General features: G+C 55.9%; 18 protein-coding genes. 2 read left to right on the forward strand and 16 right to left on the reverse strand.

What is annotated here, in order from left to right; translation table 11 throughout:
- Positions 1-11: 11 nt before the first annotated feature.
- From ACOOFE_RS22760 to ACOOFE_RS22770, 3 genes are all read right to left on the reverse strand, one after another.
- The gene (locus ACOOFE_RS22760) at positions 12-527 is read right to left on the reverse strand and encodes a TRAP transporter small permease (protein WP_141188471.1); all 516 of its coding nucleotides are present in this window, start codon (positions 525-527) and stop codon (positions 12-14) included.
- 126 nt (positions 528-653) lie between these two features.
- Positions 654-1,796 carry a TRAP transporter substrate-binding protein gene (locus ACOOFE_RS22765; protein ID WP_141188472.1) on the reverse strand — a complete coding sequence of 381 codons (1,143 nt, stop codon included), beginning with the start codon at positions 1,794-1,796 and terminating at the stop codon, positions 654-656.
- Between the two features lie 30 nt (positions 1,797-1,826).
- Positions 1,827-2,009 (reverse strand): hypothetical protein, encoded by a 183-nt coding sequence (locus ACOOFE_RS22770; protein WP_141188473.1) that lies wholly within the window; start codon positions 2,007-2,009, stop codon positions 1,827-1,829.
- 153 nt (positions 2,010-2,162) lie between these two features.
- On the opposite strand from ACOOFE_RS22770, the gene ACOOFE_RS22775 reads away from it, so the two are divergent.
- Entirely contained in the window at positions 2,163-3,182 is a 1,020-nt protein-coding gene (locus tag ACOOFE_RS22775) for a LacI family DNA-binding transcriptional regulator (protein ID WP_420412166.1), read from the forward strand.
- 165 nt (positions 3,183-3,347) lie between these two features.
- Here the strand turns inward: ACOOFE_RS22775 and ACOOFE_RS22780 are convergent, their stop codons facing one another.
- The 7 genes from ACOOFE_RS22780 to ACOOFE_RS22810 all read right to left on the reverse strand — a co-directional run bounded on the left by ACOOFE_RS22780 (position 3,348) and on the right by ACOOFE_RS22810 (position 10,761).
- Complete coding sequence (locus tag ACOOFE_RS22780; protein ID WP_420412167.1) at positions 3,348-4,781, reverse strand: NAD(P)(+) transhydrogenase (Re/Si-specific) subunit beta; 1,434 nt, start codon at positions 4,779-4,781, stop codon at positions 3,348-3,350.
- Positions 4,782-4,798: 17 nt separating this feature from the next.
- Positions 4,799-6,376, reverse strand: coding sequence for a Re/Si-specific NAD(P)(+) transhydrogenase subunit alpha (locus ACOOFE_RS22785; protein WP_420412168.1), 1,578 nt, complete (start codon positions 6,374-6,376; stop codon positions 4,799-4,801).
- 351 nt (positions 6,377-6,727) lie between these two features.
- Positions 6,728-7,147, reverse strand: coding sequence for an NnrS family protein (locus tag ACOOFE_RS22790; RefSeq protein WP_420412169.1), 420 nt, complete (start codon positions 7,145-7,147; stop codon positions 6,728-6,730).
- Entirely contained in the window at positions 7,117-7,404 is a 288-nt protein-coding gene (locus tag ACOOFE_RS22795) for an NnrS family protein (protein ID WP_420412170.1), read from the reverse strand. The genes ACOOFE_RS22790 and ACOOFE_RS22795 overlap by 31 nt, the downstream gene beginning before the upstream one ends.
- A gap of 242 nt (positions 7,405-7,646) precedes the next feature.
- A complete protein-coding gene (locus ACOOFE_RS22800) occupies positions 7,647-8,072 on the reverse strand; it encodes a YbaN family protein (protein ID WP_420412171.1) in 426 nt (141 codons plus the stop codon).
- 216 nt (positions 8,073-8,288) lie between these two features.
- On the reverse strand, positions 8,289-9,686 hold the full coding sequence (fumC, locus tag ACOOFE_RS22805; RefSeq protein ID WP_420412172.1) for a class II fumarate hydratase: 1,398 nt from the start codon (positions 9,684-9,686) through the stop codon (positions 8,289-8,291).
- 79 nt (positions 9,687-9,765) lie between these two features.
- Positions 9,766-10,761: a helix-turn-helix domain-containing protein gene (locus ACOOFE_RS22810; protein WP_420412173.1), complete on the reverse strand. Its 996-nt coding sequence runs from the start codon at positions 10,759-10,761 to the stop codon at positions 9,766-9,768.
- 264 nt (positions 10,762-11,025) lie between these two features.
- Here ACOOFE_RS22810 and ACOOFE_RS22815 point away from each other — a divergent pair, with 264 nt between their 5' ends.
- On the forward strand, positions 11,026-11,694 hold the full coding sequence (locus ACOOFE_RS22815) for a TonB-dependent receptor plug domain-containing protein (protein ID WP_420412174.1): 669 nt from the start codon (positions 11,026-11,028) through the stop codon (positions 11,692-11,694).
- On the opposite strand, the gene ACOOFE_RS22820 is transcribed toward ACOOFE_RS22815, so the two are convergent.
- The 6 genes from ACOOFE_RS22820 to ACOOFE_RS22845 are packed head-to-tail and all read right to left on the reverse strand — an operon-like array spanning position 11,616 to position 19,820.
- Positions 11,616-12,887, reverse strand: coding sequence for an aspartate aminotransferase family protein (locus ACOOFE_RS22820; RefSeq protein ID WP_420412175.1), 1,272 nt, complete (start codon positions 12,885-12,887; stop codon positions 11,616-11,618). The two genes, ACOOFE_RS22815 and ACOOFE_RS22820, sit on opposite strands and share 79 nt — an antisense overlap.
- A gap of 22 nt (positions 12,888-12,909) precedes the next feature.
- Positions 12,910-14,034: a mandelate racemase/muconate lactonizing enzyme family protein gene (locus ACOOFE_RS22825; protein WP_420412176.1), complete on the reverse strand. Its 1,125-nt coding sequence runs from the start codon at positions 14,032-14,034 to the stop codon at positions 12,910-12,912.
- Positions 14,031-15,146, reverse strand: a complete 1,116-nt coding sequence (locus ACOOFE_RS22830) for a mandelate racemase/muconate lactonizing enzyme family protein (protein WP_420412177.1) — start codon at positions 15,144-15,146, stop codon at positions 14,031-14,033. The genes ACOOFE_RS22825 and ACOOFE_RS22830 overlap by 4 nt, the downstream gene beginning before the upstream one ends.
- A complete protein-coding gene (locus ACOOFE_RS22835; RefSeq protein ID WP_420412178.1) occupies positions 15,143-16,255 on the reverse strand; it encodes a mandelate racemase/muconate lactonizing enzyme family protein in 1,113 nt (370 codons plus the stop codon). The genes ACOOFE_RS22830 and ACOOFE_RS22835 overlap by 4 nt, the downstream gene beginning before the upstream one ends.
- Positions 16,252-17,346, reverse strand: coding sequence for an alcohol dehydrogenase family protein (locus tag ACOOFE_RS22840; protein WP_420412179.1), 1,095 nt, complete (start codon positions 17,344-17,346; stop codon positions 16,252-16,254). The genes ACOOFE_RS22835 and ACOOFE_RS22840 overlap by 4 nt, the downstream gene beginning before the upstream one ends.
- A complete protein-coding gene (locus ACOOFE_RS22845; protein WP_420412180.1) occupies positions 17,343-19,820 on the reverse strand; it encodes an FAD-dependent oxidoreductase in 2,478 nt (825 codons plus the stop codon). The genes ACOOFE_RS22840 and ACOOFE_RS22845 overlap by 4 nt, the downstream gene beginning before the upstream one ends.
- Positions 19,821-19,845 lie beyond the last annotated feature (25 nt).

The following is a 19,845-nucleotide window of genomic DNA, read 5'->3' on the forward strand; positions in this document are numbered from 1 at the left end:
CGTCGTCCCCCTCAGTCGAACAACTTGTCGCCTTCGTAAACGGGCTTGCCGTCACGAAGATCGCGAATGTCACGCAGGAAGGATTGGGCAAGGCGGAAGAGCACAAGACCAAAACCGAAGGGAACAGCCATCAGGAACCAGACTTGAGAAATCCGTAGGCCGTGAGTGACCGAGCCGAACTTGGCTGACACAAGGACGGTTTCAAAAGACCAATAGAACGCAACCAAAGCGACTGCGGCCATAACGATGTCGCCGAAGATGTAGAGGATTGCCTTCACTCGAGGGCGGACATATTGCATCAGTACGTCGATGCGGATGTGCCCACGCTCCTTGACTGCAGCGGCAGCGCCGATCCAAGCCAGGTAAATGAAGGAATACCGGACAATCTCTTCGCCCCAAATGGACGAATAAGCAAACACTTCACGCCGGACCACTTCAACAAACATGGTCAGGACAAGCATGACGTAGAACACCAGAAGCAGCCAGCGTTCGGCGTTCTGATCCAGAGCTTGTAGAACTTTCGACATGGGCACTCCTCTACCGGTCCCATCAGACAACGAGCCTGATGCGGTGGTCGCGCGAATAGGGAAAGTGAAGGCACCGTGAGAACTGCCGGCGCTTTCTGTTGGCGCGCCGGCAGGTAAGATTAATGTTTATGCGTCGTGGACGTATAGACGGCTTTGTGTATTGGCAGCCTCCTCGAGGCGGCCAAACGCGTCCATTGATCCGGCGAGATCTTTCTTGAATTGATCCCACTCAGAACGCTGATAGCCACCTGCGTCTTGCCACTCACCCAGTTGGTCTTCGCTCAGCGAATGGAACTCCACGCCGGATTTCGCAAGCTCGGCCATGGCATAGGATCGTGCTGCCGGTACCTTAGCGAGGTTTTGCTGCGCGGTAATTTCACCAGCGAACTCAATCCCTTCCTGAACATCAGCCGGCAGAGAATTGAACCACTCCAGATTCATGGAATAGACCTGACTGTCCGGGACAGCCTGGGTAAAGGTCACGTGGCTGAGGATGTCCTTGAAGCCAAATACGTAAAGAGCCCCAACGGACGGGTCGAGTGCATCGGCCACGCCTTGTTTGATCGCCGATGGCGTTTCGCCCCAGGCTACCGGCGTCGGATTGGCGCCGACCATACGGTAATATTGCTGCAACATGGCGGATCCCGGTACGCGGAACTTCACACCATCCAGATCGCCTGGTGTAATCACCTTGTTGCCACCCTTGCGGACTGCCACAACGCGCGGATCGATCACGACATAAAAGAGCGCCTTGAAGCCGGAGGCCTCGACCTTCGGATGCACTTCCTTTTTCCAAGCGTCCGATGTGACGAGGTTGGTGAACCGCTGATTAGACCCGCAGAAATACGGCATATTGATGAGATCAACCGCCGAAGCGAACGGAGCGAAGTTCGACAGTGAGTGTTGCGCGGCTTGGATCGTCCCACCTTGAACGGCTTGAGCAAGCGCACCACCTGCACCGAGCTGACCACCCGGAGCGAGCTTGACATAGACCTTGCCATTGGTGGCGTTCTGGATGTTTTCTTTTAGGTCCAGCTGCATGATAGGATAACTGCGGGAAGCACCAAGTACATATGCGGTCGCCAGCGTCATTGTGTGAGCTGCTGCCTTTTCGCGCTCCCGTTCTTCCTGTGCAGTTTGCGCGACTGCTTCATCTGACCATAAGGTCCCTGCAGCTCCTGCAACAACGGCTGCCGTGAAGCCGCCTGCACCAGCTAATTTTAGAAAATTCCGACGCTCATGCGACGTAAGTCCGTCCTGCTTTTTCATGAATTCCTCCCAGAACTCTGGATGTTGATGTTACTGGTTGCCAAGCTTTTCGTTTGCTTCCCGCTTTAAGATCGCCACCACAAACGACACAGATGCTGCAAGCAACAGCAGCATTTCTCCGACAATCCCCAACAGTGCTGTGCCGGTGATTGATCCCATCGAAACATTGATTACGAACACAGCGAACAGGCCGCCCGCCAATGCCAAAAACATGATCACCTCCCAACGACCATTTCACCCGGCTGAGCAAAATGTAAGCGCTTACATTTCCGTTTGCAAGCAGAAAATTGTTTTCTTGATTGCGCCCTGTCTGTATTGCAGTTTCAAAGATCAACAGAACTCCCGGTTCACCGAGCGCATAGTCCAATGGAAGAAATCTCCAATCCCCCCACTTCTGAAGTGCCGAAACTTTCAGATGTTGCCACCTTGGCAGGGGTATCGACCGCGACGGTTTCCAGATGCCTGAACATGCCGGATCGTGTCTCAAAGAAGACGCTTAAATCTGTCATGGATGCCATTGACGAGCTCGGATATTCGCCCAACTACAGTGCTCGCGCATTGGCGGCCGGACGGACGAATACCATCGGCGCAATCATTCCAACGATGGAAAATGCGATTTTTGCCCGCGGCATCCAGGCCTTCCAGGAAGAACTGCAAAACAATGGCTGCACTCTCTTAGTTGCAAGCTCATCCTACCGGCCGGACCTTGAAGAAGATCAGATACGGACGCTTACCGCCCGCGGAGCCGACGCCTTGTTGCTGATCGGTTACGACCGGGATCCGCAAATTTACGAATTTCTGGAAAAGCGAAGAATTCCCACTGTCCTGACTTGGGCTGCGGATCGGACTGGAAAACACCTGTCGATTGGGTTTGACAACCGGAACGCCATCAAAGTCCTCGCAAACGAAGTGATTGCCAAAGGCCACCGGACGATCGGGTACATCTCTGCAGAAATGGCAACAAACGACCGGGCAAGGGAACGCGTTGAAGGCGTTTGGGATGCAATGCGGGACGCAGACATTGACCCTGCATCGCTTCGCCTTACCGAAACCACTTATTCGATCGAAAACGGCGAAGCCGCCTTTGAAAAGCTAATGGCCGCCGACAACCCGCCGACAGCCGTGATGTGCGGCAACGACGTTCTGGCTGTCGGTGCCCTGCGAGCTGCAACGGCTCAAAATCTGCGCGTTCCAGAAGATGTCGCGATTACCGGCTTCGACGATATAGAACTTGCCAGCGTTGCCCCAATCCCTCTGACAACCGTTCACGTACCACATCGCCGCATGGGCCAGCTTGCCGCTCAAGCCCTCATAAACACACTTAACGGCTTGAAACCTGAGAGTGTTGAATTGCCGACATCCATCTGCCGCCGCAATACGCTCTAGATTTGCCAAAACTCGGACGCGTTCGCCGCCTCAAGTGCACAAAACAAAAGGCAGGAGTTTCCCTTGGAATCTCCTGCCTTTTTTGAGCTTGTCTGACCGGCTCGTCCAAAGGACTTTGTGAGACCAGGCTGCACTGCCGGTCTGAGGGCCAGAACCGCCTACGTTCTACGTGATAAGCGTGAGCAGCTTATCAAGCGAGGCTTTTGCATCGCCATAGAACATCCGGGTGTTTTCTTTGTAGAACAGCGGGTTTTCAATGCCGGAATAACCCGTGCCTTGCCCACGTTTGGAAACAAACACCTGCTTGGATTTCCAACACTCTAGAACCGGCATACCGGCGATCGGTGAGTTTGGATCTTCCTGAGCTGCCGGATTGACGATGTCGTTGGATCCAATGACGATGGCCACATCCGTTTCCGGGAAGTCATCGTTGATCTCGTCCATATCCAGAACGATGTCATAAGGAACCTTGGCCTCGGCCAGCAGCACGTTCATGTGACCTGGCAGACGTCCAGCAACCGGGTGGATCGCAAACCGCACGGACTTGCCCTTCGCCCGCAGACGGCGGGTCAGTTCGGCAACATTCTGCTGAGCCTGCGCAACGGCCATGCCGTAACCCGGAATGATGATGACATTGTCAGCATCTTCCAACGCTGCGGAAACACCATCGGCGTCAATGGCGATTTGCTCGCCTTCGACTTCCATTTGCGGACCTGCGTCGCCACCAAAGCCACCGAGAATGACCGAGATAAACGACCGGTTCATTGCTTTACACATGATGTAACTGAGGATCGCACCGGAGGAACCAACCAAGGCACCGACAACAATCAGCAAATCGTTCCCGAGGGAGAAACCAATGGCCGCAGCCGCCCAGCCCGAGTAACTGTTCAGCATGGACACCACAACCGGCATGTCAGCGCCGCCGATGCCCATGATCAGGTGATATCCGATGAACAGCGCCATGATCGTCATAAGGATCAAAGGCAACAAGCCACCGGTGTTGAAGTACCAGATCAGCGACAGAACAGAGATTGCCGCGGCGCTGGCATTCAGCACATGTCCACCAGGCAGTTTTGTTGCTGCAGACGTCACTTTACCCGCCAGTTTGCCATAAGCGACAACCGAGCCGGTGAAGGTGATCGCACCGATAAACACGCCAAGGAAAAGTTCGACCCGAAGGATCGAAACTTCCACGGCATCTTTCTTCGCCAGGATCGCTGCAAAACCCTCGAGAGCTTTCTTCGCTGAGTCGTCCATGGCCAGCACACGGCCAAGTTCAAAATGAGCGTTGAAACCAACAAACACAGCAGCAAGACCGACCAGCGAGTGCATCGCGGCGACCAGCTCCGGCATTTGGGTCATTTGCACCCGATTGGCCAAAAAGAACCCGATGACGCCGCCTGCACTGATCAAGACGAGCGACAAGAGCCACAAGCCGGAACCTGGGCCAATCAGCGTGGCAAAAACCGCGAGGGCCATGCCGACAATGCCATACCAAACGGCGCGTTTAGCGCTTTCCTGTCCCGAAAGTCCCCCAAGCGAGAGGATGAAGAGAACAGCCGCGACCACATAGGCCGCTGTCGTAAAACCGAAATCCATCTGACTACTCTCTCAATTCAGGACTTTTGGAACATGGCGAGCATCCGGCGCGTCACGAGGAAGCCACCGAATATGTTGATGCCGGCCATGAAGACCGAGACCGCCGCTAGCAGGATCACAAGGAAGCTGCCCGAGCCGATCTGCATCAGCGCGCCCAAAATGATGATGGAGGAGATCGCGTTGGTAATCGCCATCAGCGGGGTGTGAAGGCTGTGTGCCACGCCCCAAATCACCTGGAAACCGACGAAGACAGCCAGAACGAACACGATGAAGTGCTGCATGAAGCTTGCCGGAGCCACGAGGCCCACACCGAGGATCAAGGCTCCACCTACTGCCAAAAGCGTGACCTGCCGTTTGGTCTGCGCCTTGAACTCCGCCAATTCCTTGGCGCGTTTTTCTTCCGGCGTTAGTTCCTTTGGCTTTTCCTGAGGCTTGGCAGCAATCGCCTGCACCTTGGGCGGTGGCGGCGGGAATGTAATCTCCTTCTTGAACGTGACCGTTGCACCGCGGATGACATCATCTTCCATGTCGTGAACGATCTGCCCATCCTTTTCAGGCGTCAGGTCGGTCATCATGTGGCGGATGTTCGTCGCGTAAAGAGTAGAGGACTGAGCCGCCATCCGGCTCGGGAAGTCCGTATAGCCGATGATCGTCACACCGTTGTCGGTGACAACTTTCTCGTCCATCACCGTCCCTTCGACATTGCCGCCTTTTTCAGCAGCTAGGTCGACGATGACCGAGCCCGGCTTCATGGCCTTGACCATGTCTTCCAGCCAAAGCTTCGGCGCTTCACGGTTTGGAACCAGAGCGGTCGTAATGACGATGTCGATATCAGGAGCAAGTTCACGGAACTTGGCCAACTGCGCTTCGCGGAACTCTGGGCTGGAGACTGCAGCATAACCGCCCGTCGCGGCCCCATCTTGCTGCTGTTCTTCAAAGTCGAGATAGACGAATTCTGCGCCCATGCTCTCAACTTGCTCGGCCACTTCCGGACGCACATCAAACGCGTAGGTGATTGCACCTAAGCTCGTTGACGTGCCAATTGCGGCAAGACCTGCGACACCGGCACCAACAACAAGAACCTTAGCAGGTGGTACCTTGCCGGCAGCTGTAATCTGACCGGTAAAGAACCGGCCGAAATTGTTACCCGCCTCAATAACGGCCCGGTAACCGGCAATGTTGGCCATGGATGACAGAGCATCCATTTTCTGGGCCCGGCTGATTCGTGGCACCATTTCCATGGCGATCACGTTGGCGCCCTTGGCCTTGGCAGCTTCCATGCCAGCTTCATTGCCACCGGGATTGAAGAAGGAAATCAGCGTTTTGCCGTCGCTCAACTGTTCCAGCTCATCTTCGTTCGGCTGACGTACTTTTGTGACGATGTCCGATTTGGACCACAAGTCTTTTGCAGTCTCGACCACTTCCGCGCCAGCAGAGCGGTAATCTTCATCGGAAAAACCCGCAGCAGCCCCTGCCCCGGTTTCAATCAGCGGCTCAAAGCCAAGCTTGATCAGCTTCTCGGTGCTTTCCGGAGTCAGCGCTACACGCGCCTCACCGGGAAATACTTCCCGAGGCGTTCCTATCTTTTGTCCCATACAATTACGCCTTTTTCTTCTTGGGCGGCATCAAATCGGTGATAGTCCCTTCAAACATCTCTGCTGCGAAGTCGCAGTTTCGGGCCAGGCGGGATTTGGCCGGATACTATGCCTTAATTCTGCCGCACTGCAACCCATCTCAATGTCGAATGCCGCTATAGTTATAAATACCTCAGCGTTTGTGCCGATGATACGTGCCCTAATGACGCGTTTATCATCTGCATTAGAACCTAACTTCGGGACGCTTACGGGTAAGCCGCTCGCGCATAACTTACGCGAAACCGCTTCCGTCAAAGGCACACAGCTTTGTCTACTTTTTTATCAAAGATGGCCAAAATCCGCCGATCCAGATCAAAAATGTGCAAGACCAACAGACGACTGACAGACCGAGATAGGGGCCGGGTATTCGAAACCAAAGTCTGGCGCGATCCGGAAACCGACGGCCAGGACGAGCAAACGTGCTCCGATGCGAATAGAAATACTCTGTCCGATAGGCTGGCTGGTATGAAGTTTTCCGGCAATGCACAAAATCGCGTAAACGCCGAGTCCCAACCCGCCCATGAGCGCCACATGCCATCCAGAACCTTCTGTCCATGGCGCTCCCACCCGGGGAGCACCGGCAAGCATCAATCCGGTCCCGGCTAGAAACGACGATCCTGCAAGCATCAGGATTTCAGATTGGAAAACCGCCTTGCCAATGTAGGCTTCCGCCACCCGGTCCATGAAGGCATGCGCCAGCATTACGGAAAGACAAAAGGCAAATGCCAGCAATCTCTCTGTTTTCTCTGCCAAGAAAGGCGGAGCACACAGAATAGGAGCACCGATAGCCATGCCACATCGGCAACGGCGCACAGAAGTCCCAAATCATCCCAGCCGAACAAACCGATGATGCGGCCGGCACCCCAAACGGCAGCAAGAGACCAGAGCGCCCTCCCCTGAAGTGGTGGACTAGCCGTCCATTCCGGCGCCGCCGTTGTTAAAAACCCAATCAAGGCGGCCTTGAAGGCGCAGATGGCTTTTCGTTGCATGTGGAGGCACGACTTCGCCGTCTTTGATATCGAGAAGGACAACCGCCGGGCCGCCTTCGTGCTGACATACCAAGAGGTGTCAACTGCGCAGCCCTATAGACTTACTTCGACGGCAATTTGCCTGTGTCAATCGAACTCGTACCGGCCAACGCTGAAGCGGAAAGCGTCAACGACAGTGCGGTCGCCAGAAAGAATCTCATCTTTCAAGTCCTTTTGTTTTGAACCGCGAAAAAGCGGTAAAGTTACTGGCTAGCTGTTGCCTGGTTCTTGGATGGAATTGGCCGGGCCGGCCTGGAAAGAATGAATGCTGCGGCGAGCGTCATGCACGCTGCTTGCACAAATAAGACGGGCACAGGCGCGGAAAGCCCGACGCTCAATGCGAATGCTCCGGCCATCATCATGATCGAGACAAATTTGAAACGTGTGGCGATCGCACCGTTCTCTTGCCAATCAGCAATGATGGGTCCGAAAACCTTGTTGTTTTCCAAATACGCCTGAAGACGCGGAGAGCTCTTTCCGAAAGCAAAAGCGGCCAGGATTACAAAAGGAGTCGTTGGCAAGACCGGAAGGGCAACTCCCAAAAAACCGAGGCCTAGGGCACAAAACCCGATAAAATGCCAAAAGGTATCTTCTGCATGGGGTTTGAGAGTTTTAAGAACGCGCTTCACGAGAGAACTCTAATCTGGAGTATTTAAATCATATTTTAGACTGAGCTAACCAACTGCTGTTTGACAAAGGTCAAGCAGGTGAAATTCTTAAGGCCTTCAGAATGCCTGTTGAGGAGTGGATGGTGTCCAAAGCTGGAAACGATGCCGGTTTCCAAGGATGCTTGGAGACCGGAAGTAGCAGGATGTTTTGCAAACTGAATATGCTCAAACCGGCCGTCAGTCACTCGGTCCAATCATTTTCTCAGGACGCACGAGCGCATCAAAGTCGACTTCCGAGACATATCCAAGGCTCAATGCTTCTTCGCGCAAGGACGTTTCGTTCTTGTGGGCCGTCTTGGCGATTTCAGTCGCCTTATCGTAGCCGATGGCCGGCGCAAGGGCGGTCACAAGCATAAGGGAGCGTTCCATAAGCGCAGTGATGTTGTCTTCATTGGCTGTGATGCCAGACACGCAGCGGTCTGCGAAGCTGATAGATGCATCGGCCAGCAGCTTGATAGACTGCAGCATGGCATAGCCCATGACCGGTTTGTAGACGTTGAGTTCAAAATGTCCCTGGCTGCCCGCCATTGAGATGGTCGCATGATTGCCGTGCACCTGGGTGCAGACCATGGTCATCGCCTCGCACTGGGTCGGATTGACTTTGCCCGGCATAATCGATGAACCCGGCTCATTTTCCGGCAAGGAGAGTTCACCAAGACCGGAGCGCGGGCCGGACCCAAGAAAACGAATGTCATTCGCAATCTTGAAAAGCGAGACTGCCACAGTGTTCAGGGCTCCGTGCGCGTAGACATAGGCATCGTGGGCAGCAAGCGCCTCGAACTTGTTCTCTGCGGTCCGGAAGGGCAAGCCGGTAATGGCGGCCACTTCCGCTGCAAACGAACTGTCGAAACCCTTTTTGGTGTTCAGCCCTGTGCCAACGGCCGTACCACCTTGGGCCAGGTCATAAAGGCCGTCGAGCGCTTCCGTGACGCGCCGGATACCTAGCTCCAGCTGGGCAGCATACCCGCCGAACTCCTGCGCCAGGGTCAAAGGGGTGGCATCCTGCGTATGGGTGCGGCCAATCTTTACGATATGCGCCCATTCTTCGACCTTCTTATCGAGAGCCGTTTTCAGATGAGCCAGCGCAGGCAGGAGCGTTTCCTTGATTTCGCGGGCTGCAGCAATATGCATGGCCGTCGGGAAAGTATCGTTCGAGGACTGGCTCATATTGCAGTGATCGTTCGGATGAACGGGATCCTTGGAGCCAACGACACCGCCGAGGATTTCAATCGCACGATTGGCAACGACTTCATTGGAGTTCATGTTCGATTGAGTGCCCGAACCGGTCTGCCAAACGACCAGCGGGAAGTGCTCATCCAGCTTTCCCAATGCCACTTCAGAAGCTGCCTGTTCAATCGCCCCGGCAAGTTTTGGATCAAGTTTGCCTTGCGCTTTGTTCACCCGCGCCGCCGCCTGTTTGATAACACCAAGTGCGTGCACCAGTGGGCGAGGCATTGTCTCGCCACCAATCGGGAAATTGATCAGCGAGCGGGCGGTCTGGGCGCCATAATACTTGTCTGAAGGAATTTCGAGGCTACCGAACGAGTCGGTTTCGGTACGAACTGTCTGGGACATGGGTTCCTCGTCTAGAAAGGCTGATTGGTGTTTTAATTGGAGGATGCGGCCGGTATTTCCATGCAGGTAGAAGCACCGATTAGGTAACTTGTTTCGGAGACAGTCCGAATTCTCGTTTGAAGGCGGTCGAAAAATTGGCAGGCGATGAATAGCCTGAGATATGCGCAGCCTCAGCAATTGTCAGGCCGTCGCGCTCTAGCGCTTCCCGTGCTTTCTCCAGCATGAACCTCCGGATAAAGCGCGATGTCGACAGGCCATAGGTGCGGTTCAACAGGCGCTGCAAGGAGTTGGGGCTCATTCCGGCAGTGGCTGCCAGTTCATCAGCTGTAATCCAGTGCCCTTGCTGTTCAGTCAAAAACCGCTCGACGGATTCCAGCTTCTGCCGGTCCTTACCATCGACCGAATTTATGAATGCGGGTGTGTGCTGTGAGGAAAACTTCTGGAAGGCTTCTTCCAGCAACCCATAGGCACGGGTTGCGATGTAAAGTTTATATTGGAACGGCGAGCGGTTTGGCGCGGCGATGATTTGCTCCGCCAGGCTGATCGCATGTGCACTGGGTGTCCATTTCAACGTTGCGAAATGACGTTCTGCGAAATCCTTGAACACAGCAAAATCCTGGTCGGACAAGTCGAGATGCCCAAACAGCCACTCGTGCGAAATTGATAGGATCACCTTTTTTATCCGGGCTCCTTTGCGGGCTATGCGGATAAATTTTTCCGGTTTGCTCTGGGAAAACACCATGGCCTCAGGGATCCAATGGTGGGCTTCTGGATCATAGCCCGGCATAGGCATCTTGAAGTCACCGATGAATGCGTCGATCTGGCCTTCAAGAAAAAGCGATACACATATGCGCGGCCCACATTCGGCTTCCAACGTCAGATCGTGCAGATCTTCCGCATTCGAAAAATGAACCGTCAGGCCGTCTTCAAGTTTTACAAAGCCGATGGCGCCGCGCAGCACTTGATCATCTGTCTCCAGGCTTGGCCCAAGCCAGCGTTTTGGGCGCGACTCCTTTTGGCCCATCAGGTCTTCTTTGGTGACGAAATGGCGATGATGATCTGTTGGTATGAACATGCCAGGAACCATGCTTGAGTGGATCGATGCTGCAGTGGGTCCTGTTTGGCTGAAGAAGCTTTTTGAAAAAGCACCATTTGGCTTCAGGCATCATTTCGCAAAGAAGTTTGGGTGGTCCGCAAACGCTTTCCGAATTGTCCGGTCGCAGTCCTCCCTTTATTAAATACCTGAATTTTACAGTCAAGTTATACTGGCCCACACGTTCAAAGGCGTGGCAGACAGGCCGGCTGGGTTTTGGGGAACATGATGTCAGGTGGAATTTTTATGCGGACGGCCATTTTGGCATCCGTCAGCACACTCGCTCTTACAACTGGATCGGCGCTCGCTGAGGATGTTCAAGAGCTCGATGTCATCGTTGTTCAGAACAGGTTTGCTGAAACATTTGAGACGCTGGAAACGTCCACTCAAATCACACAAGACGACATTCAGAACCGCCAGCCGGTTGACCTGAAACAATTATTCCAAACAACTCCATCAGTGACGACCGCTGGTGGAAGCACCGCTTCCCAGAAGTTTTATGTTCATGGCGTCGACCAGTCGAAACTGAATGTGACCATTGACGGCGCACGCCAGAAAAACAACGTTTGGCACCACAATGGCAACATCGGAATCAATCCGATGTTTTTGAAGGCGGTGGATATCAACGCAGGTGTCGCCCCGGCCGATCATGGCCCCGGTGCCTTAGGTGGTAGCGCAAGATTTGAAACGGTCAATGCAACGGACTTGCTCAAAAAGGGACAGGAACTCGGTGGGCTCGTGTCCGTTGGGTATGACACAAACTCCGAGACCTTGACCGGCACGGCTGCGGCTTATGGTGCGCTTCTGACATGTAGCTTCCATCTGGCTTCACATCCTTATAACTGGCCTGTTGCCTTGGCGATTGCCGCATCGGTTTGCAGCAGATCCTCTGCCGACAAGGCTAGGTGTGCGTAAAGCTTGCTGTCGGGTTTCAGGATGCCACTTTTGCGCAGCGATGCGTTGAACGCCTTGGCCTGCGCTGCATTGTTCTTGAGCGTATCGCGGTAATCGCGCACCGGCTCGCCGGTGAAGACGACATCAAAGAGCATGGGCTCGCCAACGATCTGGTGAGGCACGCCCGCAGCTGACAGATGCGTGGTGTAGCTTTGCATCAACTGCTCACCGTGTGCTGTGAGCTTTTCATAGGCGCCCGGACGGCGCAGGACTTCCAGCGTCTTCAAGCCCGCAACACTCGCAACCGGGTTGCCGCTCAATGTCCCGACCTGAAAGGTGAAACTCCGGTCGCCGACAATCGCCTTGTCGAAATGCGCCATGATCTCGGACCGGCCAGCAATGGCTGCGAGCGGGAAGCCGCCGCCGATAATCTTTCCAAGCGTGCACAGATCCGGCACGACGCCGTAGTACTCCTGCGCACCGCCATAAGCGAAGCGGAAACCGGTGACCACTTCATCAAAGATCAGGACAATTTCATGCTTGGTTGCCAGATCCCGCAAGGTCTGGAGAAACCCCGGTGCGGGCGGGATCAGCCGCTGCAAGGGTTCCACAATGATACAGGCAATTTCGCCGGCGTATTCCTCAACCAGAGACGTGACGAAATCCGCATCGTTGAACGGCGCAATCAGCATGTTGTCACGCACGCTTTCCGGGATACCGGCGGAATCTGGAACGGCTTGCGGGAAATTGACGAGCGTTTTCGGCGAAAGGCTCATCAAGGCTTCGCCGGACATGCCGTGGTAGCCGCCCTCGAATTTGAGGATTTTGTCTTTCCCCGTAAAGGCGCGGGCCAGCCGCATGGCGTACATGTCCGCTTCTCCGCCAGTGGACACGTACCGGACTTGCTCAGCGCAGGCCATGGCCTCGACCAGGGCTTCTGCAAGCTCAATGCCGGCCGCATTGTTGGTGAAGAACGTCATGCCCTTGCCGAGCTGCTCGTGCACCGCGTCCAGCACTTCCGGATGACCATGGCCCAGGATCATGGGGCCGGACCCGATCAGATAGTCGATGTATTCTTTGCAATCTTCGTCCCAGACCCTTGATCCCTTGCCTTCACGCAAGATCAAAGACGGATCGAAATTTCCAAACCCGGCCGCAGGCAGGACTTCGCCTGCACGGTCTTTCCAATCGGATTGCGAGATATTCGTTTTCATGGGCGTGCCTCTCAGGCTGGCCTTATGCCACTAGGTCGAGAATGGGATCTCCGAGCACATCCGGATCGGGCGATACACCCAATCCCGGACCACTTGGAGGAGAAATGAAACCACCGGTCCGCGAGGGCGCAGCGGGATCAATTCTGGGTGCAACATATCCGGACAAATCACAGACATTCATGATGCCCTGGCGCGGTGTCGCGGCGGCGACATGAAGCGCTGCAGCTGTTGCGATATCCGAACCCCAAGTATCCTCAACACACATGCGCGCGCCGGCATAGAGGCAAAAGTCCCGGGCTTTTCGAAGTTCGGTAATGCCACCGAATTTGGACAATTTCAGAGCCACCGCATCCATGCAGCCAAGCTCATAGGCCTTCAAAAGACTGGTTGTGTCATGGGCGTTTTCGTCGAGCTTCATCGGCAAGCCGGTGGCAGCCCTGACGGCAGCGCACTCTTCCAGCGTCTGGCACGGCTGTTCCAGCATGATGTCGAGATCGGCAACAGCCCGCCCGACGCGCGTGGCATCCATGCGCGTTGCACCGCAATTCCAGTCGCCATAGACGATCGGGCCGGGACCAACCGCCTCGCGAACAAGACGCAAGCGAGCAACGTCTGCCTGCCAATCATCGTCCGCACCGAGCTTGACCTGAATCTGGCTCATGCCCGCCGAAATCGCGTCTTTGGCGATCCGGACCATGTCCTCCGGCGCGATGCATGTGATGGAGTGATAGAGCGGGAGTTGATCTGTCTGCAGCCCGCCAAGCAGGGTGTAGATCGGCAGCCCGCAAGCCTTTCCGGTCAAATCCCAAAGCGCAATGTCGATGGCAGATTTTGCATAGACATGACCGATCAGGTGCTTGTTGCAGGCCGCCATCGCAGCCTCCGCGCCAATCGGGCTCCGGCCGATCAGAACGGGCGCGAGTTCTTCGAGAGCCGGAGCAACACCGTTGGCATAGGCGGGCAAATAATGAGGGATTGGGCAGACTTCGCCCCAACCGGAGACCCCTTGTTTGGTCTCGATCCGCACAACCATGCTGTCCACGGTGGCACAGGCCTTGCCGGATGCCATGTAGTAGGTCTCATGGCTTGTCAGTGGAACCCGCCACAGGGACAGACCCGAGATTTCTAGATCAGGCACGTTTCTCATGCGGCGTCTCCATATACCGCGATCGGGTCACCAAGAATTTCAGGATCAGGTTCGACACCGATGCCTGGGTTCTGATCGAAATGAACAAAGCCTTTGACATTGCGAGCGCCTTGGCCGGGAACTGGATCAACAGCAAGATGCGCATGGCACAGCCAGCTTGCCAGTCTATTGACCTCTGGCGTTGCAGCTGCCAGATGCAAGGCGGCGGTGTCTGCAAACGCGGTTCCGCCCGTGTCTTCAATGTGCATCTGCCAACCGACCGAGATGCCGAAATCCCGGATCTGTTTCGCCTTGGTCAGTCCGCCGACTCGGTTCGGCTTGACCTTGACGCCCTGACAAGTCCCGGCTTTCCAGGCATCAAGATGATCTGTAAAAGAATGCAGACATTCATCCAGCATGATTGGCTGAGGCACTTTGGCGGCCACAAGCGCACACTCGGCAAGCGTTTCACATGGCTGCTCGACCCAGTCCCTGGCAGCAACCGAGTTCAAAACCTGCAGTGCAACACCTGGTGTCCAGGCCCGGTTCACATCGAAGGTCACCTGTTCATCCGGCGCCAAGGCCGCAGAAATTGCTTCGATCCGATCAATGTCTGCCTTGAAATTGCTCCCGCCGACCTTGGCAGAGTGGGTCTTGTAACCCTTGGCACTGGCGGCCTGAATATCCGCGATCATTTCATCTGGCGTACCGGTTGAAATTGAAGAGTTGATCGCGACCTCTGCAGGGGTTTCCGCTCCGAAGAGCCGCCAAAGAGGGGAACCGCTTGATTTGCGAAGGATGTCCCAGCAGGCAATGTCCAAAGGTGCTTTCGCGTACGGGTGTCCGGGCAATTGCAGATCCATCGCCCGATTGACCGTCTCCAGAGCCCGCGGGTCCTTGCCGATCAAGGCCGGTGCCAGGAGCTCTATAGCCGCACGCAAACCTGAACCATGGGCCGGCAGGTAAGTATGACCCCACGGGCACCCTTCCCCCCACCCGGTGAGACCTTCGTCGGTTTCAATGCGTACAAAGGTGCTGTCGAGCATCTCAAATTTCAGCCGCCCACCGGAAAGCCAGTAGGGTTTGGAGAGCGGCAGATCGATCTGCCAAACCGAGATCTTTGTGATCTTCATGCGGCCTCTCCATAGGTGGCCACAGGTTCTCCAAGAGAGGTAAAATCCGGAGCGATGCCGAGCCCCGGTGTGTCGGGGGCAAAGAGCTTTCCACCCTCCGTCTTTGGGGCCGGTGTCCCTGTCGAGCGGGTGTTGTAATTGCAAAGGTCCGTTGTGTTTTGCAGATATTCCGCTGGTGTGGACGCTGCGAAATGGGCAAGCGTTGCGGTTGCGATTTCGCCGCCCCATGTGTCTTCGGCGACGACCGGTATCCGGTTGTCCAGGAAAAAGTCCCGCACCCTCCGTGCCTTCGATAACCCGCCGAGATTCGAGATTTTCAAACACACCAGATCCGCGCCCTGATCGGTAACAATCCGTTGTGCGGCCCGCATACTGGTCACGCATTCGTCGAGCTTCATTGGCAGATCGATCCGCCGGCGGACTTGAAGGCACTCCTCATAAGTCCGGCAGGGTTGTTCGAAGATGAAGTCAAGATCCCGTGTTGCCCGGGCCACCCGGAGGGCATTGTCAACGCGCCAGCCCTGATTGGCATCGGCTATTGCTTTTTCACCGGGTTTCAGAAGCGGAACGGTTGCGCGAATGCGGTCTATGTCGCTGGACCAGTCCGCACCGACCTTGATCTGGAATTGCCGGTATCCTGCAGCCCGGTGCCGCTCCAGCTCGGCGATCGTCTCTTCGGTTCCTCTATGCGGCGCAACACGGTACATGGGCGCACCGTCCGTGAGCTTGCCGCCGAGGAGAAGCCAAACCGGCGCATCGAGAGACTTTCCAAAAATATCCCAGCACGCGGCATCGAATGGGGCCTTGGCATAGCCGTGGCCCTGAATGGTGTGATCGAGGATCTGCTCGATCCGGGCCACCTGTCTCGGATCTTCTCCGATCAGAACCGGCGCGACGAGCCGCGCGAGCGCTTCAACCCCTTCAGAATGGGCGACCATGTAGTTCTCGCCGCATGGCGTGAACTCACCGCAGCCTTGCACACCCGCATCCGTGTCAATCACGACAACCGAGGCCTTCGCCACCGTGATGGCGTTGCCCGCTCCCCAGCCGTATGCGCCATCGACATAGGGAAGATCTGTCTTGTAGACACGGATGCGGGTGATCTTCATGGGGTCACCACAATGTTGCCCGTGTGCTTCTTCTCGATGAATGCTGTTTGTGCCGCATGAAAGTCCTTAAGCGGATAGGTTGCGGCCAGCGCGGGTCTGATTTCACCGCGTTCAATGTACCCGACGACATCCGGGAAAATATGGGGAGCAATGACGGTCGAGCCGGTAAATGTCAGGTCGCGCAGGTAGAAGGTCCTCAGATCGAGTTCCACGATCGGGCCCGCAATGGCACCGGAGCACGTGTACCGGCCGCCACGTTTCAAGACATTGATCAAGGTGCCCCAATAGGGCCCGCCAACAACATCAGCCACAACAGAAACCGTGTCTTTGCCGGTTGCTGCATTCAAGGCGGCTTTGAGATCCGCCGGTGCGCGCTGAAGAACGTGATCCGCGCCGAGTGCCTTAACGTCTGCATGTTTGGCGGGCGACGCCAGAGCAATAACAGTCGCGCCCCGGCGTTTGGCGAGTTGGACCAAGGCCGATCCGACACCGCCCGAGGCACCAGTCACCAGAACCGTATCTTTTGCACCGACATTGGCGCGGCTGAGCATCCCTTCTGCGGTTGTGTAGGAACAGGAAAAAGTTGCCAGTTCTGCATCAGATAGTGTGCTGACGATGGGTCCGACATTCCGGGCATCAACAACCGTATATTCGGCAAAGCCACCGTTGCACTCGGAGCCAAAATAGCCGGTCTTGTCCATGTTGTCCGGATCGGACCAATCGCGCAGCCAGCAATCGACCATGACGCGCCTGTTCAGGAGGTCTTCAGAAACTCCATCTCCCAACGCGACGATCGTGCCGATCGTATCGGCGCCCTGAATCCGCGGGAAGGTAATGGGGCGTCCGCCCCAGGTCGGGTCTTCCTCTGCGACTTCTCGATAGGCTCCGCCGGTGGTCGCCTCGGAGACCGTTTTAGAATACCAGCCGGAACGGGTGTTCACGTCGGTGTTGTTGAGGCCGCAAGCTCCAACCCTGATCAGAACTTCACCGGCTCCCGGTTCGGGTGTCGGCCAGTGTTCGTGCCAGACGATCTTGTCCAGATCACCATGTCCCTCAAGAACCATCGCTTTCATTGTGGCGGGAATGCTCATTCCGCGGCCACCCCGACCGGTGCATCTGTACGCGGCAAAATGCTGTCCGGATCGTACGCCGGGACATCGAGAACTCTTGCAGCCCTCGCCCCGTTCATGACGACGACTTCCAACTGTGTTCCTGCTTGCGCAGCTTCCGGTTTGACGTAGGCGAAGGCCAGGATCTTGCCGACTGAATGACCGTAGGCAATCGAGCTTGTTGCTCCGACAACCTTCCCGTTCATCAGGACGGCTTCCCCGCCATGACCATCGGCGACGCCATCCGGTTCCACTTCAAGATAGACACAGACCCAAGGGAGTGCGCTTTCCGCGCTCTTTGCGGTTTCTTCACGGCCGAGGAAGTCACCCTTGTCGAGTTTGACGAAGCGCATCACATCCGCTTCCGGCAAAGTGACTTCGTTTGTCAGTTCACCAGCGCCTTTGAAGCCTTTTTCGAGCCGCAGGGCATTCATTGCAAATGACCCGTAGTCCGCGAGGCCGAGAGGCTCCCCGGTCGCCCAAAGTGCCTCATACACCGCCAGCATGTCTTCCCGGGGAACGTGGAACTCCCAACCAAGCTCGCCTGCATAGGACATGCGGAAGGCCCACAGTTTGCGGCCTGCCACTTCGATTTCTTGTGCCGTCAACCACCGGAACGACGCATTGTCCAGAGCGGCCGGGGTATTGGGAGCCAGAATATCGCGGGCCCGCGGCCCGTTCAGCGCCATCGCCCCCCAGTCGGTCGAGAGGTTTCGGACCATTACAGATTCACCGTCAAGGTGCTGGGCCAAGTGATCAAGGAGACGCTGTTCGAAGAACGCCGCGCAGACGAGATAGAACCGGTCCGGGCCAAGCCGCACCACGGTCAGCTCCAGCTCAATCCGGCCACGCCGGTTGAGCATATGGGTCAAGGCGATGCCGCCAACCTTTTTGGGAAGCTTGTTGGCAACGAGACGATCAAGGTAGGGTTCTGCGTCCGGACCGGACACTTCGATCTTGGTGAAAGCCGAGATATCCATGATGCCGGCAGTGTCCCGCACAGCCCTCATTTCCTCAGCGACCACGCCATGCCACTCAGGCCGGTTGAAGGAATAATAATCGCGCTGCTCCAAGCCGTCCTTTGCGAACCAGCGCGGCCGTTCATGGCCATAGACTTCTTCGTAAACCGCACCCTTGTCTTTCAAACGCTCATAAAGCGGGCTGGGTTTGATCGGCCGACCTTCCAGGCGGTTGAAGTGCGGGAACGGAATTTCGTGGCGCAGGCAATAGTCTTCCTTGGCCTTGATCACCTGCCAATCCTTGTCGGCATAGTCACCGAACCGGCGCGGATCGAATTCGCGCATGGAAATGTCGGCAGCGCCATGCACCATCCATCTGGCCAGCTCGCGGGTAAGGCCCGGACCCCAACCGATGCCGATTTGGGTGCCGCAGCAGCACCAGTAATTCTTGACGCCGGGAGCTGGGCCAATGAGGGGGTTGCCGTCCGGTGGGTGTGAAATCGCACCGTGAACTTCCCGCTTGATGCCGAGTTCTGCGAAAATTGGCATCCGGTCCATGGCGTTTTCCAGCCAGGGCATGATCCGGTCATAGTCGGCCTCAAACAGTTCGTTTTCCGCTTCCCAGGGGCAATGGTCTTCCCAAACCGTGTTTGGGTTTTCCTTTTCGTAGATCCCTATCAACCCGGATTTCTGCTCCATGCGGATATAGCCGGAGACCAGCTTGTCGTCGCGAATGACTGGAAGTTCTTTATCCAAATCAAGGAACTCAGGAACCGTGTCCGTGACGATGTAATGGTGGGTCATGGAAGTCATCGGCAGTTGCAAGCCGCTCCATTCGCCCATTTGGCGCGCATAGGTGCCACCCGCATTGACCACGTGTTCGCAGGTAATGTCGGCAAGTTCCGTGAACACCTTCCATTCGCCAGTCGGCAGCTGCTTGATGTCTTTTGCGCGACAGCGCCGGATAATTTTGACACCGAGTTTCCGGGCACCGATAGCAAGCGCCTGTGTCACGCCGGATGGATCTGCATGCCCATCGTCAGGTGTGTGAAGCGCGCCGAGAACGCCGTCGAGATTGTAATAGGGATGCAACTCCCGGATCCGGTCCGGACCCACAAGTTCCATCGGAAATTGAAGCGCACGGCCAACGCTCATGGTGTGGCTCAGCCAATCCATTTCGTCTTCAGTATAGGCGAGACGGAAAGACCCGCAGCCATGCCAGGTGACGGACTGCCCGGTCTCTTCTTCCAGTTGCCCGGAATAAAGATCGATGTTGTAACCGACGCATTTTCCAAGGCCAAAGCTGGAGGTGGAATGGGTAATCTGGCCTGCAGCATGCCAAGTCGAACCGGATGTCAATTCTGCCTTTTCCAAAAGCACAACATCGGACCAACCTTCATGCGCCAGATGATAGGCAAGACCACATCCCATAATACCGCCGCCAACGACGACGACACGCGCCGAAGACGGCAATTTCGTAGCTCCAAGTTCCGACACGTCGCATCTCCATGGACCGTAATTT

The organism is Roseibium sp., assembly GCF_965216085.1.
Classification (GTDB): Bacteria; Pseudomonadota; Alphaproteobacteria; order Rhizobiales; family Stappiaceae; genus Roseibium.